Source organism: Dactylosporangium sp. NPDC005572 (assembly GCF_040605515.1).
GTDB lineage: Bacteria > Actinomycetota > Actinomycetes > Mycobacteriales > Micromonosporaceae > Dactylosporangium.
This window is the reverse complement of sequence record NZ_JBEXCY010000002.1, coordinates 70,292-85,215: the sequence shown is the minus strand read 5'-3', so window position 1 is coordinate 85,215 and position 14,924 is coordinate 70,292. Positions and strand designations below refer to the sequence as shown.

Sequence of the window (14,924 nt, the reverse complement as noted above, 5' to 3'; positions counted from 1 at the left end):
CTCCACACTGCCCCTTTAACCTGGGAAACATGCTGACGATCGCGGAGGTCGCGGAGCGGACCGGCCTCTCACCCCACACGCTGCGCTATTACGAGCGCGCCGGCCTGCTGGACCCGCCGGAGCGGGGCGGCAACGGCCACCGCCGCTACTCCGAGCAGGACCTGAGCATGCTCGGCATCCTGTCCCGGCTCCGGGCCACCGGCATGTCGATCGCCGACACGCGGCAGTACGCGCAGTTGTGCCGGGACGGCGAGGCCACCTACGACGCGCGGCGGGAGCTGCTGGAGGAGCACCGGCGCAAGGTGCTGGAGCGGATCGCGGCGCTGCACGAGGACCTGACGACGATCGAGTACAAGATCAAGCTCTATGCCGGGGCCGACCGGGACCTGGCCAGGCCGTAGAGGCACAGCAGGGCGGCGAGCACCAGCGGGACGCCGTCGCGCAGCACGCCGTCGGGGCCGAGCAGCAGCCAGCACAGCACCGGCTGCACGATCATCACGAAGACGCTGACCAGCGCCAGCAGTACCCGCGCCCAGCCGTGGCCGAAGAGCGTCACGAAGCTGATGATCCCGGCGACCAGGCCGACCGCGAACGAGAGCACGAACCACGACACGACCAGCGGCACCGCGGTCTCCGGCGGGCGGCGCGGCTCGTCGAACAGCGAGCCGAGGGCGACCAGGCAGGGCACGAACATCAGCGCCGAGTACGACAGGGCGGCCACCCGCGCGGTGAGCACCCACGGCGGGACGGGCCGGCGCGGCGCCCGGCGGGTCAGGTGCGCCTCGATCTCGGGCGAGCGGAACAGCTGCCACAGCACGGCGGCGCACAGCGCGGTGACGGCGGCCAGGCCGGCCAGCACCGGCCACTGCGGCAGGAGCCCGCCGGCCCGCGGCTGGCTGAGCCGGGCCGACGCGAAGATCGTGGTGACGGTCAGGATGAGCCCGAACGGGCGGGCGGAGAGCCGGCCGAAACGAATCTCCCGCATCAGGAACAAAAAGCCCAGGGCGCGCAGGATCGCCCAGACGGTACGCACCCCGAGGCCAAAACCGGCCTCCGCCGAATACTCCAGGTTGACGATGTCGACCACCACAGTGACGACGGCGGTCGCCAATATCAGCCGGCGCAGACGACGGCTGGCCGGAGTGGGTGCCGGCGGGCGGTCGATTTGCAACAGTTCACGCCAACTGCCACCCATGAATGGGCACGCTAGCACCCGCGTTCCGCGCATCCGGTCCGTCAATGCACTATCGTTTCCGCCCATGACCGGGCGATTCCAGAACGGACGTTGGACGCTGAGGCTCGCCGTCATTGCCGGTTTTCTCAGCATCCTGGCGTTTTCGGGCACCGCTGTCGCGTACGCGCCGCGCCTGGCGCTCGTCTCCAGCGACCCGTCCGCCGAGTCGTCCGTCGCGCACCTGCCACGGACGTTGGAACTCCAGTTCACCGAGACGCTCGTCGAGGCGCACGTCAACCTGACGGACAGCGCCGGCCGCACCATCGAGCTCGGCACGCCGGTCATCCGCAACGAGACGGTGAAGGTGTCGGTATCGGTCCCCGACGCGGCGCCCGGCCGGTACACGGTGTCGTACTCGACCACGAGCACCCTGGACCGCGCCAGCCACGGCAGCCTCTCCTTCACCGTCACGACGGGCGTGAAGCCGTCGAAGGGCGCGACCAAGAGCCCGTCGCCGACGCCCACCCAGGCCGTGGAGAGCACCGCCCCGGCCGCGGCCCCGGCCGACTTCTTCTCCAGCAACCCGGGCGCCCGGCTCGACGCCCAGCTGCCGGAGCCACGCTCCGCCCCGCCGGCCTGGTGGACGTATGCCGCCGCGGCCCTCGTGGCGGCCTGCATCCTGGTGGCGTTCCTGGGCTTCAGCCGCCGCCGCATCCGCCCGGCGCCGACCCAGCGTGTCGGGTCGCCCAGCACCGCCAACGAGGCCAACTAGCCCGCTCGGGCCGGAGGCCTCCGTCATCGCCGGGCCGTCCCGCGACCGAACCGGTCGACCTGGCGCAAGTGGCCCTGATCAGGGCCGGAAGGGTCGCACCGGGACGTTAAGCGGGCACGGCCGCCGGGCATATGGAGCGTACCGACCCCCGGCGGACGAGGTGGCGTGATGACGGACGACCACGAGCTCGACGGAGCGCCCGACAAGCCGACCGAGCTCACCAGGCGATCCTGGATCGACGTGCTGAAGCGGACGGTCAAGGAGTTCAACCGCGACAATCTCACCGACTGGGCGGCCGCCCTCACCTACTACGGGGTGCTGTCGATCTTCCCCGGAATCCTGGTGCTGCTGTCGGTCTCGGGCCTGCTGCTGACCGACACGACCCAGGACGCGGTGCTCACGACCACCAAGGAGCTCTTCCCCGAGTCCATCGCCGGCCCGGTGAACGGCGCCGTCGACGAGCTGAAGCAGGGCTCGGGCTCGGCCGGCGTCCTGGCCATCGTCGGTCTGCTGGCCGCCGTGTGGACCGCGTCCGGGTACGTCGGGGCGTTCATGCGGGCCTCCAACGTCATCTACGACGTGCCGGAGGGCCGGCCGATCTGGAAGCTGCTGCCGCTGCGGCTCGGCATCACGATCGCCGTGGGCGCGCTCATCTCGCTCGCCGCGCTGAGCATCGTGTTCACCGGCCGGTTCGCCCAGGAGGCCGGGGGCTGGATCGGACTGTCGAAGCAGGCGGTGCAGGTGTTCGACATCGTCAAGTGGCCGGTGCTGCTGCTGGTGGTGATGCTGATCCTGGCCCTGCTGTACTGGGCCTCGCCGAACGCGCAGCAGACCGGGTTCCGCTGGATCACTCCGGGCGGCGCGCTGGCGGTCTTCATCTGGCTGGTGGCGTCGGGCGGCTTCGCGGTCTACGTGTCGAACTTCTCCTCGTACAACAAGACCTACGGCACGCTGGGCGGCATCATCGCGTTCCTGGTGTGGCTGTGGATCTCGAACATCGCGATCCTCCTGGGCGCCGAGTTCGACGCCGAGCTGGAGCGGAGCCGGGCCATCGAGGCGGGCGTGTCCGAGGACGAGGAGCCGTACATCCCGCTGCGGGACGCCAGCAGGGTCAAGGAGGACGACCTCCACCATCACCACGGCGGAGCCGCCGGGGAGGAGCAGGAGGAGGAGCAGGAGGAGGAGCCGCGCGACGGCGCTAACGCAAGGAGGGCGTGAGGGCGTCGCCGACCTGCTCCGCCAGCCCGGCCATCTCGAAGGCGACCGCACCGACGTCACAGCCGGGCTGGACCATGGTCGCCAGGCTGGCGAGCGAGCCGGCCTCCCCGAGCGCCGTCACGAACAGCAGGCTGCGCCCCATCTCGACGATCGTGCGCACCACCGGGCCGGCCCCGGTGCACCCGGAGACGCCGTGTGCGAGCGAGACCGCGCCGGCCACCATCGCGGCGAGCTGGTCGGCCCGCTCGGGCGGTAACTCCTCGGACGCGGCGACGAGCAGCCCGTCGCCGGAGACGGCGACCGTGTGCCGCACCCCGTCGACGCGTTGCGTGAAGCCGCTCAGCAGGCGGTCCAGCCCCGTGGTGGAGGTCATGTCGTCGAGTGTCCTTCCGTGACTTCGCGGTGGTGGTTCGCGGTATTGGTCGGTTTCCTCGAGAGCAGGCGGGTGGGCTCGGCGTCGACCGTCGGGCCGTCCGGCGTGACCCGTGGTCCCGGTACGACGGGGACCATCGTGGTGCCGTTGCGCGGAGCCGGCACGTCGACCGGCTCGCCGCCGGGCAGGGCCGGGCTGCGGTCCAGTGGCCGGGGCAGCGCCTCCCGCTGCCCGGACGCGACCGCGACCGCCACCGGCTCGGCGGCCCGCACCAGCCCGGCCGGGACGCGCACGACGGCGACCAGGCCCCCGCCGGACGGGGGCGCCTGGAGGTGGACGTCCACGCCGTGGCGGGCGGCGAGGCGGGCGACGACGGCGAACCCCATCTGGCGCGAGTCGGCGACGTCGAGCGGGGGCGGCTCGACGAGCCGCCGGTTGAGGTCGGCCAGCCGGTCGGCGGTGAGACCCGGGCCGTGGTCGGCGACCTCGATGATCAGCCCCTCCCCCGCGCGCCGCGTGTCGACGAGCACGGGCGCGCCGAGCGGCGCGTGGCGGGCGGCATTGTCGAAGAGCTCGGCGAGCAGGTGCACGATCCCATCGACCGCCTCCGGGGCGAGGGCGGCGTCGGTGTCGATCCGGCCGTACTCGACCCGCTCGTAGTCGAGGATCTGCGACTGGGCGGCCCGCAGCAGGTCGTAGAGGGCGACCGGCCGGCGGTGGGCCCGCGACGGGTCGACCCCGGCCAGCACGAGCAGGCTCTGGTTGTCGTGCCGGATGCGGGCGGCGAGGTGGTCGAAGCCGAACAGCTGGGCCAGCCGGTCCGGGTCGGCCTCGTCGCGCTCGGCGGTGTCGAGCCGCTCGACCAGCGAGTCGACCAGCCGCTGGCCGCGCCGGGCCAGGCTGACGAACGCAGTGGACACGCCGACCCGCAGGGCGGCCTGCTCGGCGGCGGTCCGCACGGCCTCCCGCTGTACCGCGTTGAATGCCTCGGCGACCCGGCCGATCTCGTCGCGCCCGGCGACCGGCACGTCGGTGGCGGCGGTCTGCTGCGCGGCGACCTGGTGGGCCGTGGCCGCGTCGGCCTCCTCGAGCGCGCGGACCGTCTCCGGGAGGCGCTCGTAGGCGATGCGGAACGCGCCGGCCTGCAGCGCGCGGAGGGCGCCCGCCGTGGACCGGCCGACGACGACCACGACGGCGATCGAGCCGGCGACGACGACGACCAGCAGCGCGAAGCCGGCCACGATCGTGCGCTGCTGCCCGTCGCGGGCGTTGCCGGCCAGCCGCAGCGTGTCGGCGGCGGCGAGGTCGGCGACCGTCCGCAGCCCGTCGAGGTGGGCCGCGGCGAGCCGCGGGAAGGCCGGGTCGACCGGCCCGCCGAGCAGCGCGCGGTCGACGGCGGCGGCCTCCTCGGCGGACGGGACCCCGTCGAGGGCGGCGCGCCAGGCGGCCGGGGCGTCGGCGGTGAAGCGCCGCACCGCGTCGAGGTGGGCGCCGCGGTGGGCGATCAGCCGCTGCTGGTCGGCCGGGGTGGTGACGCCCTGGGCCATCACCCGCACCACACTCACCTGCACCAGCGCGAGCTCCTCGCGGGCCACGGCCAGCCATCCGGTCGCGCGGGCGGCGGAGCGGACCGCGGCGGGAGCCGGGCGGTCGGCGATGGCCTGCTGGAAGGCGGCGAGGTCGGCGATGACCTGACCGTACTGCAGCAGCACCGGCTGGAGGGGACCCGGCGTCACCGGCGTGGCGCGCAGCGCGGTCACCGCGTCGAGGATCCGCCGCAGCGCCGGGCCGTCGGGGTCGCCCGGGTCGAGCCGGGCCACGCGGTCGCGGAACCGCTCGACCGCGGCGTCGGTGAGCGCCGCCTCGGCCGCGGTCGGCGCACCCTGGGCAAGTGCCAGCCGCTCGCGCTGGAGGCCGTCGGCGACGTGCCCGGCCTCGCCCGCCACGGCGGTGACGCCGCGCAGGTCACCCGGCCCGGCAGCGACCGCCGCGGAGACGGCGTAGCCGGTCAGGACCAGCAGGCCGAGCAGCGGTACGACGAGGACGAGGCCGAGCTTGGCCACCACCGGAAGGTCGGCGAGCCGGAGCCGGCGGCGGCGTTGCTCCACCGTCTATGCGTACACCCTTGAGCGCTGCGTATGGAAGACATAACTTTTGGTAGTCGTCCGGATTGACGGGTTTCACGGTAAATGCGGGGCGCTTAAGCAAGAACAAAGACAAGTTTGAACCGGGCCCGCACTTCACCGCTTGAGGCCGGAGATCGCGCTCACTAGGGTTTCGTCCGTGCCTGAGCGGCTCTTCTCCGACGACCCGTCGTCCACCGGCATGCCCAAGAAGGTCAAGGGCGAGTATTTCAGCGACTACACCGGTGAGTTCCCGATGCCTCGCGTGCTCCAGGAGCCGCGCCAGGAGGCGGACCCCGCCGACTCCCAGCCGGCCCGGCGCAAGGCGTCCGGGCCCGCCCCGGCCTGGCTGCGCACCGGCCGGCCCGCGCTGCACGAGCTCACCCGCAACCGGCGGCAGGCCCTGCTCGCCATCGGTGGCGGCGCGGTCGCGCTCGGCGGCCTGGGCTCCGGCGCCGCGGTGATGCTCGGCCGCCCGCCGACCACCGAGGACGAGGACTTCGTCAAGACGGGCCACGGCGGCGGCAACATCTCGCCCCGCGACGCCGGCTCCTTCTCGAACCGCGACTCCAGCTACACCAGCGGCCAGGGCGACCTCAACGACCTCGGCGCGGCCGGCGTCGCCGACACGGCCTCGGCCGCGGCGGTCGCCGCCATGCGCGCCACACCCCGCTTCCCGTCGCCGCTGAACCGCGACCCGGTGCTGCACCTGCTGCGCCGCTGCACGTTCGGGCCGACCCTGGCCGACGTGGCCGCCGTGAAGCAGGTCGGCATCGACGCCTGGCTCGACCAGCAGCTCGACCCGGGCAACGTCCCCGACCCGGTCGGCGACGCGGTGCTCAAGGTGACCCCGACGGTCACCATGACGACCCAGCAGATCCGGACCACGGTCAAGGACAACGACGGCCAGGCGATGCAGGAGCTGTGCCGGGCGGCGATCGCCCGGCAGATCTGGAGCTCCCGCCAGCTCTTCGAGGTCATGGTCGACTTCTGGAACAACCACCTCAACATCACCAGCCCGTTCGACGGCGGCTGGGACACCCGGGTGCCCTACGACGTCAACGTGATCCGCAAGAACGCGCTGGGCAAGTTCTCCGACATGCTCATCGCGTCCGCGCGGGACCCGGCGATGATGCGGTACCTCGACAACACGTCGTCGGACAAGCGCAACGTCAACGAGAACTACGGCCGCGAGCTGCTCGAGCTGCACACCGTCGGCATCGACGGCGGGTACAACGAGAAGGACGTCCGCAACTCGGCGTACCTCATGACCGGGCGGACGGCCACGCGCGACGGCACCTTCCGGTACGAGCAGGGCCGCCACTGGACGGGCGCCGTCAAGGTCCTCGGGTTCCAGCACGCCAACAAGTCGGCCAAGGACGGCCTCGCCGTCGGCGACGCCTACCTGATGTACCTGGCGACCCACCCGTCGACCGCGCGGTACATCGCCCGCAAGCTCGCCGTCCGGTTCGTGTGCGACACGCCGCCGCAGGCCCTCGTCGACCGGCTCGCCAAGACGTACCAGGAGAGCGGTACCGCGATCATCCCGGTGCTCAAGGTGCTGTTCCGCTCGCTGGAGTTCTGGATCGCGTCCGGCCTCAAGACGCGCCGGCCGCTGGAGAACTTCGTCGCGAGCGCGCGGGTCGTCGGCACCCAGCCCGGCCCGGACATGAAGAAGGCCCTCGACGACCTCTACAACTTCACCCGCAAGCTGGGCCAGCCGCCGCTGGGCTGGGAGCCGCCGGACGGCTACCCCGACGTGGCGACCGCGTGGAGCTCGGCGGCGGGCATGCTGGAGACCTGGAACTCGCACCGGGCGTTCGTCCAGGGCCAGTGGAAGGGCCTGTCGAACCCGAAGGCCGACACGCTCGTGACCCAGCCCGCCGCGACCATGGCGACCTATCTCGACGTGCTGTGCAACCGGCTGATCTTCCAGCCGATGAAGCCGGCCGAACGCGACGCGCTCATCAAGTTCCTCGGCGCGAAGCCGGACACCCGCATCACGGACCCCAACCTGGGCGGGAAGCTGCCGAACCTGGCCCCGCTGGTCCTCGACTCCGTCTACCACGCGCTGCGGTGAGACCGGCCCCGAGCCGAAGGCCTCGGCCCAAACGGGAGAACAAGTCATGATCCTCGATCCTTCTTCCCTCCCCGAGGGCGAGCGCCGCCCGGCCAGCCTCGACGAGCTGCGCCGGCACGGCCCCAACCTGTGCGAGGCGGCCATCCGCGTGCAGGCCGAGCAGGTGCAGGACGAGCTGGCGGCCGAGCGCGACAAGTGGAGCAAGGGCTTCACCCGGCGCCGGCTCGTGCAGGGCGCCGGCTTCGTCGGCGTGGCCGCGCTGGGCAGCCAGCTGGTCACCAGCCGGGTCGCGTTCGCGGCGCCCGAGGACAACAAGGGCACGCTCGTCGTGATCTTCCTGCGCGGTGGCGTGGACGGGCTGTCGCTGGTCGCGCCGGCCGACGACGCGAACTACCGGCAGATGCGGCCGAACATCGCGGTGCCGATGGCGTCGACGCTGCCCGCCGGGCGGGGCTTCGGCCTGCACCCGGCGATGGAGCCGCTGTTCAAGTTCTGGCAGGCCGGCCAGATGGCCGCGGTCCACGCGGTCGCCTCGCCGGACGCCAGCCGCAGCCACTTCCAGGCACAGGACGCGCTGGAGCGGGGCGCGGCCTCGGTCGCCGTGCGCACCGGCTGGCTCGACCGGGTGCTGGCCCAGATGGGGCCGGGCACCACGTTCCGGGCCGTGGCCCAGGGCTCGGCGCTGCCGCGCTCCCTGGTCGGCGGCGAGCAGGCGATCGTCCTCAACGGCATCCGGGACTTCCGGATCGACAACGACGCGATGCGCACCCAGACGATGGAGGCGCTGAAGACGCTGTACACCGGGCTGGACCACTCGCTCGCCACGACCGCCAACGGCACCATCCAGGCGATCAACACGGCCCAGAAGATCGCGAACACGCAGTACCGTCCGGCCGAGGGCGTCCAGTACCCGGGCGGCGGCCTGGCCGACCGGCTGCGCGACATCGCGCAGCTCATCAAGGCGGGCGTGGGCCTGCGGGTCGCGGCGCTCGACGTCGGCGGCTGGGACATGCACACCAACCTCGGCCGGGTCGACGGCGGCGACATGCGCAACTCGCTGGGCAACCTGTCCCAGGCGATCGGCGCGTTCGCCACCGACCTGGGCCCGGCGCTCGACCAGACGTCGATCGTGACGATGAGCGAGTTCGGCCGGCGCGTGCAGGAGAACGGCAACGTCGGCGTCGACCACGGGCACGGCAACGCGATGCTGCTGCTCGGCGGCGGCCTCAACGGCGGCAAGGTACACGGCAAGTGGCCCGGCCTGTCGCAGGGCGCGCTCGACCAGGGCGACGTCGCCGGCGCGAACGACTACCGGGACGTGCTCGCGGAGATGCTCAAGAAGCGCTTCAACGTGGCGGACTCGGCGGCCATCTTCCCGAACCACCAGTTCCAGACGCTGGGCGTATTCAAAGGCTGAACACAGGCCCCGTCGCCGTCGACATCGTGCACGAGTTGCCGAAGGTGTGCCGGTAGGCGACCTTCCGGCCCTGCCAGCGACCCTGGGCGGTCACTGTCACCGGGTCGTACTGCATCGTGCACGCGCCACCGGCGACCTGGAGCCTGCCGAAGTCGCCGTGGACCTTGGCCAGCTCGGCGCAGGCGTCGCGAGCCTGCTTGTGCGTGCCGCCCGCGGGCGAGCAGGTGAGGAAGGCGCGGTGCTGGGCCGGCTTCGTGGACTCGTCCCTGGCGACGGTGAGCGTGAGCAGGGTCGGCTTCGGCGCGGCGTGTGCGGCATCGGCCGTCAGGACGGCCGTGACCATGATCGTGGCCGCCGTGACGGCGCCGGCCAGACCTAGGACACCCATGTCTCACCCCCCGCTTCGCACCTGCTCGATCCCGGAATGCTACCCGTTTTTTCCGGACTTTTTCCGATTTATCTGGTACTTCGGGTGCCGCAAATCGGTCGCGTCGCACCCCCTGTTGATCGACGTGCCCGACTAGTGTGTTGGCAGCAGGGCCGATGTGGAGCGGAGGTCGCCGTGACGCTGGAGGCACAGGCCCAGAATCTGGAAGCACAGGCCCAGAAGCTCGTGGCGGGTCTGGTCCGGGTGGCCGTGATGGCCCCGGCCGACGGCCCGGAGCCCGAGCACGGCCTGCCCCTGGCCCATCGGCAGGTGATGCTGCTGCTGGGCCGGCGCGACCGGGAGTTCCGCCTGTCCGACCTCGCCGCCGAGCTCGGCTCGACGGTCGCCGCGACGATGGCGCTCGTGTCGCCGCTGATCGCCGAGGGCCTGGTCGAGATGCGCCCCGCACCGTCCTACGCAGCACGCGACATGCGCGTCGCGGCCACCGAGCGCGGCCTGTCGACCACACCCGCCCCGGCGAACTGGGCCGGCTCGCTGCTCGGGCACGTGGAGGAGCTCGACGACAAGACCCAGGCGCGGCTGCTCCGGCTGGTCACCGCGAAGATCGGCCTGCTCCAGCAGCAGGGCAGCATCCCGGTGACGAAGATGTGCCTCTCCTGCCGCTTCTTCGACGGGTACCGCCACCCGGGCACCGACAACCCCCATCACTGCTGGTTCGTCGACGCGCCGTTCGGCTACCGCGAGTTGCGCCTGCACTGCCCGGACCACATCGCCGGCAACCTGCCGCCGCAGTCCGGCTGACAGCTCACCCCCGCCCGCTGCACGACGGTTCGCCAGCTCCTATGCTGGGGCGCGTGAGCACAGTGGGGGAACCATGTCGATGTCGGTAACGGTCAACGTGACCGTGGACGGCTCGACGGTCGTCTCCGTCCGCGGCGAGATAGACCACACCAACGCCACCACACTCCGTCAGGAGATCGTCGCCGCCGCCACCCACCGCCGCCCGAGCGTCCTGCGCGTGGACCTGGGCCTGGTGACGTTCCTGGACTCGGCCGCGGTGGGCGCCCTGGTCGCGGCCCAGCGCGAGGCCGGCGCCGAGGGCGTCCGGATGGTCGTCCACCGGGCCAGCCCGTTCGTCCACCGGCAGCTCCGCGTGGCGGGCGTCCACGAGATACTCGGCTCCCCCGCCGAGCCGGACGCCGACCACATCCCCTTCCAGATCCCCGGCTAGGCGCCCGGGGTCTCCGTCGCCACCGTGCCCGCCGGCTGCACCGCCGGGGCCGGGACCTCGTAGCGGTTCGGGGCGGGGCGGACGTCGTCGTGCGGGAAGACCCAGGCACGGTAGGCCCACAGGCGGAACAGCATCGCCAGCAGGGTGCCCAGCACCATGCCGAACGCGAAGTCGGACAGCTCCTCCACCAGGTTGCTCACGGCCGGGTGCTGGAGGCCGAAGACGTACCGGGCCAACCACAGCGGCGCCGAGTTCACGACGATGCCCGCGGTGTTGATCGCGAGGTACAGCATCAGCTCGTGATGCCGGCGGCGCCCGCCGCGCGTGCGGAACGACCATTCGCGGTTCAGGAAGTACGAGACCACCGACGCCACGACATTGGCGATCGTCAGTGCCGTCACCGGCTTCTCGTCCAGCACGGTGAGGCGCAGCGCGTAGTTGACCAGCAGCGTCACGGCATAGCAGAAACCGCCGACGATCCCGAACTTCACCGTCTCGCGGTGCCTGCGCAGCAGAATCGCCAACCGTGTGGGCAGGTGGTTCAGCGCCCGGTCTGTGAGCCGCATCGGGCGGACTATACCCCGGAAATCTTGCCGGATGCTCAGCGGTCGCCGGTACACACCGTCTGGGTAGGGGTCATTGCCTGGGTGGTGTCCACTGCGCCGACGACGACGCAGTAGGCCACTCCGGGCTCCACGCCGCGCACGACGTACGTGCTGGTGCCGGGCGGCACGGTGGCCAGCACGACGGCCGGCGCGCCGGCCCGTGAAACTGCCACGACCAGGGTGGCCTGGGGGCCGCTCCAGCTCACGGACAGCGCGTTGCCCTGATCCTGCAGACGCAGATCCTGTACCACGGGAGCCCCGCCGGACCCGGTGGCCGACGGCTGGGCACCGGCGTCACGGGCGCCCCCGGTGGTGACCGAGTGCCAGATCGACAGCCCCGCCACGAGCAGCGCGACGACGACCACGGCGACCACGGCCTGCAGCGGCACGACGACGCGCCGCGACCGCTCCGGCACGACGGCTTCCCACGCGGCCGGGTCGAACACGGGCACGGGATCGAGCGCCGGCGGCGGGACGGACGCCGGCGGCGGGACGGACGCGGGTGGCGGCGCGGCGGGGAACTGGGCCGGGAACTGGGCCGGGGGCGCCGAGGGGCGGCGGGCCGACACCGGGCCGGACGACACCGGAATCGCCGACACCGGCACGCCCGAGACCGGGGCCGAGGGCATCGGCGGCTCGACCGCGGCGAGTTCCCACTCCACCGCCTTGGTGAACGCGTGCCGCGACCCCAGCCGCGCCCGCGCCGAGGCGTGCGCCAGCGTGAACAGCCGGCGGGCCGCGTTCAGGTCGCCGTCCGCGTGGTGCAGCGCGGCCAGTTCGGCGGCGATGCGGATCGTGTCGAGGTCGTCGGCGCCGTACTCGCGGCGGTGGATCACGTAGGCCGCGTTGAGCATGGTCAGGGCCAGCCTGCGGTCGCCCTTGTCGCGCTGGAGCAGGGCCAGGTTGGCCCGGGCCAGCAGGATCGCCCGGTGCAGCGAGTCCGACTCCTCGTCGAGGCCGCTGTCGAGCACGGCGTGGTACAGCCGCTCGGCCTCGTCGCGCTCGTCGTAGTCGTGCCGGACCGCGGCCAGCACGGCGAGGGCGTGGATCGTGGCCGGGTGGCCGGCGCCGTGCAGCCGGGAGGCGTTCGTGGCCGCGGACTCGGCCAGGTCGTACGCGGCGGCGAGGTCGCCGAGCTCGCGCAGCGCCTCGGCCAGCAGCCGGCGGGCGGTCACCCGGTCCTCGTCGGCCAGGTCCGGCTCGTCGAGCAGCCCCTGGGCGAGGTCGCGGGCGCCGGCGAAGTCCCAGTCGAGGATGCGCTCCTCGACCTCGTCCAGCCGGTCGGTGATATTGACGCTACCCACAGTCTGCCTCCGCCGGAGAGCTTAGAGGCATACCGTGACGCTGCGCCAGCACCCCATCACCGGACGGCGTCGGCTCCGGGCGTGGTGGGCCGTGAGGAGAGCTACCCGAGCAGTCGCCGGTAGAGGGCCAGGTAGTCGTCGACCATCCGGTCGGCCGAGAAGCGCTCGGTCGCGCGGGCGCGGACCTGGGCGCGGTCCAGCTTGAGCGCGTCGTCGAGGATCGCCACCGCGTCCTCGGCGGAGCCCGCCAGGAAGCCGGTCACGCCCGGGTCGACGACCTCCGGCATCGAGCCGAGCGGATACGCCACGACCGGGGTGCCGCACGCCATCGCCTCGACGACCGAGAGCCCGAACGGCTCCGCGAAGCCGATCGGGTGCAGCAGTGCGGCCGCGGTACCGAGGATGCGCGCGCGATCGGCCGGACCCACGTTGCCGGCGTAGACCACCGACGCCCCGTCGACGTGCGGCAGCACCTCCTCCTCGTGGTAGCGCCGATCGTGCACCGGACCGCAGATCAGCAGCCGCCGGCCGGCCGAGCGGGCGATCCGGATGGCCTCGGCGGTGCCCTTGTCGGGGTGGATGCGGCCGAACGCCACCAGCTCCTCGCCGGGGGTCTCGCAGTACGGGAACTGGCGCATGTCGATGCCGTGGTAGATGGTCGCGGCGTAGTCGAGGCCCGGGCCACGGTCGGCGTCGGAGATGGACACGTACGCCGAGCGGGCCCGCTGGTACGCCGGAAGGATCGACGGCGAGCAGAAGCCGTGCACGGTGGTGACGAGCCGGCTGCGGCAGAACTCGCCCATCGCCAGCGGCAGCCAGTCGAGGTTGTTGTGGACGAGGTCGAACTCGCCGCTGCGCGCGTAGCAGTGCGCGACGTGGATGGCCTCCCAGACCCGCCCGTCGTAGCTGCTGTCCTCGTTGTACGGGTGCTGGACGACACCGTCGAGCCGGGCTGCGGTGACCGAGTCGAGGCTGGCGAAGAGGGTGACGTCGACGCCGCGCGCGACCAGGCCCTCGGCGAGCAGGGAGACGATCTGTTCCCACGGGCCGTACGCGCGCGGCGGGGTGCGCCACGCGATCGGCCCGAGCAGTGCGACCTTCATCGCGTCCCCCTACCCCTGCCCGTTCCGCACCAACCTCCTCCATCCCGGGTGGGCTCAGCCGGCGGTCGCGGCCCGGGGCTGCCCGCTACCACTTCTCCGGGCCGTTGCCGGCGGGTGCGCTGGACGGCTTGCCGACCTCGTCCAACGGCGTCCCGCCCGGCGCACCGGCCGCCCGCTGATCCTGTGGTTGCGGCGCCGGCTTCCCGGGCGCCGCAACCGCTACCGTCCACCAACGCATGACTGTCGCCGCCGCTGCCGGTGCCGCGTCGTCAGTCGGCGAGGATGGCGTAGAGCTTGCGCCGGGTCTCGGTCAGCACCTCGAGCGCCTGCGCCCGCTGCTCGCTGGTCCCGTTGAACCCGACCTGTCGCAGCGCATCCATGATCCCGATCGCGGCGTCGCGGAACTCCTGGGCCTGCGAGACGTTCTCCGCCCCGTACTCCTGCCAGGGCGCGTTCTGCGCGGCCGTCTCGGCCTCGGGCCGGCCGGCGTCGGTGAGCACGAACCGCTTCCGCCCGCCGGACTCCTCGGCCACGATGAGGCCCTCGTCCTCCAGCAGTTGGAGCGTCGGATACACCGAGCCCGGGCTGGGCCGCCAGATGCCGCCGGTGCGCTGCTCGAGCTCCTGGATCATCTCGTATCCGTGCATCGGGCGCTCGTGCAGCAGCGCGAGCACCGCCTGCCGGACGTTGGGGCGCCCGCCCCGCCCGCGGCCCCAGCCGCTACCGCGGCCGCCCTGGCCGTGTGGCCCCCATCCGCGCCCGCCGCCGGGCGGGAGGAAGCTGCCGAACCCTCGTTGCCAGGCTCCGGCGTCGAAGAATGCTCCGTGTCGCGACCTCATGTCGCTCCCCTTTCGTAGGACTATCGCTGATACCTCGACGATATATCGGAAGACTATCGCCGACAACCCCTTCCCGATACAAACTTGAGCGCAGTCCCAGCAACCCACAACGCGGGCGGCGGCGTAAGGCCGGACGGCGGGGGCAGCGGCGCGGGCCGGCCCGGCGGGGAGCCGGAGGGGCTGAGAGGCGGAGGGGCGGCGCACTGCTCGATCGGCGCTCAGATCGCGATCAACCCGGGCTGAGGACCTCAACAAGCAGGGCCGGCACGGAATGCGGCTCGCGCGGCCGGGAACGGG

The 14,924-nt window shown here is 72.5% G+C and carries 15 protein-coding genes; 7 read left to right on the top strand and 8 right to left on the bottom strand.

Annotated features, from left to right (window positions below):
- Positions 1-29: 29 nt before the first annotated feature.
- Positions 30-401 (top strand): MerR family transcriptional regulator, encoded by a 372-nt coding sequence (locus ABZS66_RS01515; protein WP_354754061.1) that lies wholly within the window; start codon positions 30-32, stop codon positions 399-401.
- On the opposite strand, the gene ABZS66_RS01510 is transcribed toward ABZS66_RS01515, so the two are convergent.
- A complete protein-coding gene (locus ABZS66_RS01510) occupies positions 365-1,090 on the bottom strand; it encodes a hypothetical protein (RefSeq protein WP_354754060.1) in 726 nt (241 codons plus the stop codon). The two genes, ABZS66_RS01515 and ABZS66_RS01510, sit on opposite strands and share 37 nt — an antisense overlap.
- A 169-nt stretch (positions 1,091-1,259) precedes the next feature.
- Between ABZS66_RS01510 and ABZS66_RS01505 the strand changes: the two genes are divergently transcribed.
- Both ABZS66_RS01505 and ABZS66_RS01500 read left to right on the top strand, forming a co-directional pair.
- Positions 1,260-1,946 carry a copper resistance CopC family protein gene (locus ABZS66_RS01505; RefSeq protein WP_354754058.1) on the top strand — a complete coding sequence of 229 codons (687 nt, stop codon included), beginning with the start codon at positions 1,260-1,262 and terminating at the stop codon, positions 1,944-1,946.
- A gap of 168 nt (positions 1,947-2,114) precedes the next feature.
- Positions 2,115-3,164: a YihY/virulence factor BrkB family protein gene (locus ABZS66_RS01500; RefSeq protein ID WP_354754056.1), complete on the top strand. Its 1,050-nt coding sequence runs from the start codon at positions 2,115-2,117 to the stop codon at positions 3,162-3,164.
- Here ABZS66_RS01500 and ABZS66_RS01495 read toward each other — a convergent pair.
- Together ABZS66_RS01495 and ABZS66_RS01490 are read right to left on the bottom strand one after the other, a co-directional pair.
- Positions 3,145-3,537 (bottom strand): roadblock/LC7 domain-containing protein, encoded by a 393-nt coding sequence (locus tag ABZS66_RS01495; protein ID WP_354754054.1) that lies wholly within the window; start codon positions 3,535-3,537, stop codon positions 3,145-3,147. The two genes, ABZS66_RS01500 and ABZS66_RS01495, sit on opposite strands and share 20 nt — an antisense overlap.
- Entirely contained in the window at positions 3,534-5,645 is a 2,112-nt protein-coding gene (locus ABZS66_RS01490; protein ID WP_354754052.1) for a nitrate- and nitrite sensing domain-containing protein, read from the bottom strand. The genes ABZS66_RS01495 and ABZS66_RS01490 overlap by 4 nt, the downstream gene beginning before the upstream one ends.
- Positions 5,646-5,820: 175 nt before the next feature.
- On the opposite strand from ABZS66_RS01490, the gene ABZS66_RS01485 reads away from it, so the two are divergent.
- A complete protein-coding gene (locus tag ABZS66_RS01485) occupies positions 5,821-7,740 on the top strand; it encodes a DUF1800 domain-containing protein (RefSeq protein ID WP_354754050.1) in 1,920 nt (639 codons plus the stop codon).
- Positions 7,741-7,786: 46 nt separating this feature from the next.
- Complete coding sequence (locus ABZS66_RS01480) at positions 7,787-9,157, top strand: DUF1501 domain-containing protein (protein ID WP_354754049.1); 1,371 nt, start codon at positions 7,787-7,789, stop codon at positions 9,155-9,157.
- Here the strand turns inward: ABZS66_RS01480 and ABZS66_RS01475 are convergent.
- Positions 9,147-9,545, bottom strand: coding sequence for an SSI family serine proteinase inhibitor (locus ABZS66_RS01475; protein ID WP_354754047.1), 399 nt, complete (start codon positions 9,543-9,545; stop codon positions 9,147-9,149). The two genes, ABZS66_RS01480 and ABZS66_RS01475, sit on opposite strands and share 11 nt — an antisense overlap.
- A 174-nt stretch (positions 9,546-9,719) precedes the next feature.
- Between ABZS66_RS01475 and ABZS66_RS01470 the strand changes: the two genes are divergently transcribed.
- Positions 9,720-10,346 carry a hypothetical protein gene (locus tag ABZS66_RS01470; RefSeq protein ID WP_354754045.1) on the top strand — a complete coding sequence of 209 codons (627 nt, stop codon included), beginning with the start codon at positions 9,720-9,722 and terminating at the stop codon, positions 10,344-10,346.
- Between the two features lie 73 nt (positions 10,347-10,419).
- Positions 10,420-10,776 carry an STAS domain-containing protein gene (locus tag ABZS66_RS01465; protein ID WP_354754043.1) on the top strand — a complete coding sequence of 119 codons (357 nt, stop codon included), beginning with the start codon at positions 10,420-10,422 and terminating at the stop codon, positions 10,774-10,776.
- Here ABZS66_RS01465 and ABZS66_RS01460 read toward each other — a convergent pair.
- From ABZS66_RS01460 to ABZS66_RS01445, 4 genes are all read right to left on the bottom strand, one after another.
- On the bottom strand, positions 10,773-11,342 hold the full coding sequence (locus ABZS66_RS01460; RefSeq protein ID WP_354754041.1) for a GtrA family protein: 570 nt from the start codon (positions 11,340-11,342) through the stop codon (positions 10,773-10,775). The two genes, ABZS66_RS01465 and ABZS66_RS01460, sit on opposite strands and share 4 nt — an antisense overlap.
- 35 nt (positions 11,343-11,377) lie before the next feature.
- Entirely contained in the window at positions 11,378-12,685 is a 1,308-nt protein-coding gene (locus ABZS66_RS01455) for a tetratricopeptide repeat protein (RefSeq protein WP_354754040.1), read from the bottom strand.
- A gap of 101 nt (positions 12,686-12,786) precedes the next feature.
- Positions 12,787-13,788 (bottom strand): glycosyltransferase family 4 protein, encoded by a 1,002-nt coding sequence (locus ABZS66_RS01450; protein ID WP_354754038.1) that lies wholly within the window; start codon positions 13,786-13,788, stop codon positions 12,787-12,789.
- A gap of 269 nt (positions 13,789-14,057) precedes the next feature.
- Positions 14,058-14,627 (bottom strand): PadR family transcriptional regulator, encoded by a 570-nt coding sequence (locus ABZS66_RS01445; RefSeq protein ID WP_354754036.1) that lies wholly within the window; start codon positions 14,625-14,627, stop codon positions 14,058-14,060.
- Positions 14,628-14,924: the final 297 nt, after the last annotated feature.

Coding starts and splice junctions, on each gene's coding strand:
- ABZS66_RS01500 (WP_354754056.1), top strand. CDS start 2,115: ATGACGGACGACCACGAGCTCGACGGAGCGCCCGACAAGCCGACCGAG.
- ABZS66_RS01475 (WP_354754047.1), bottom strand. CDS start 9,545: ATGGGTGTCCTAGGTCTGGCCGGCGCCGTCACGGCGGCCACGATCATG.
- ABZS66_RS01460 (WP_354754041.1), bottom strand. CDS start 11,342: ATGCGGCTCACAGACCGGGCGCTGAACCACCTGCCCACACGGTTGGCG.
- ABZS66_RS01505 (WP_354754058.1), top strand. CDS start 1,260: ATGACCGGGCGATTCCAGAACGGACGTTGGACGCTGAGGCTCGCCGTC.
- ABZS66_RS01465 (WP_354754043.1), top strand. CDS start 10,420: ATGTCGATGTCGGTAACGGTCAACGTGACCGTGGACGGCTCGACGGTC.
- ABZS66_RS01445 (WP_354754036.1), bottom strand. CDS start 14,627: ATGAGGTCGCGACACGGAGCATTCTTCGACGCCGGAGCCTGGCAACGA.
- ABZS66_RS01495 (WP_354754054.1), bottom strand. CDS start 3,537: ATGACCTCCACCACGGGGCTGGACCGCCTGCTGAGCGGCTTCACGCAA.
- ABZS66_RS01480 (WP_354754049.1), top strand. CDS start 7,787: ATGATCCTCGATCCTTCTTCCCTCCCCGAGGGCGAGCGCCGCCCGGCC.
- ABZS66_RS01450 (WP_354754038.1), bottom strand. CDS start 13,788: ATGAAGGTCGCACTGCTCGGGCCGATCGCGTGGCGCACCCCGCCGCGC.
- ABZS66_RS01515 (WP_354754061.1), top strand. CDS start 30: ATGCTGACGATCGCGGAGGTCGCGGAGCGGACCGGCCTCTCACCCCAC.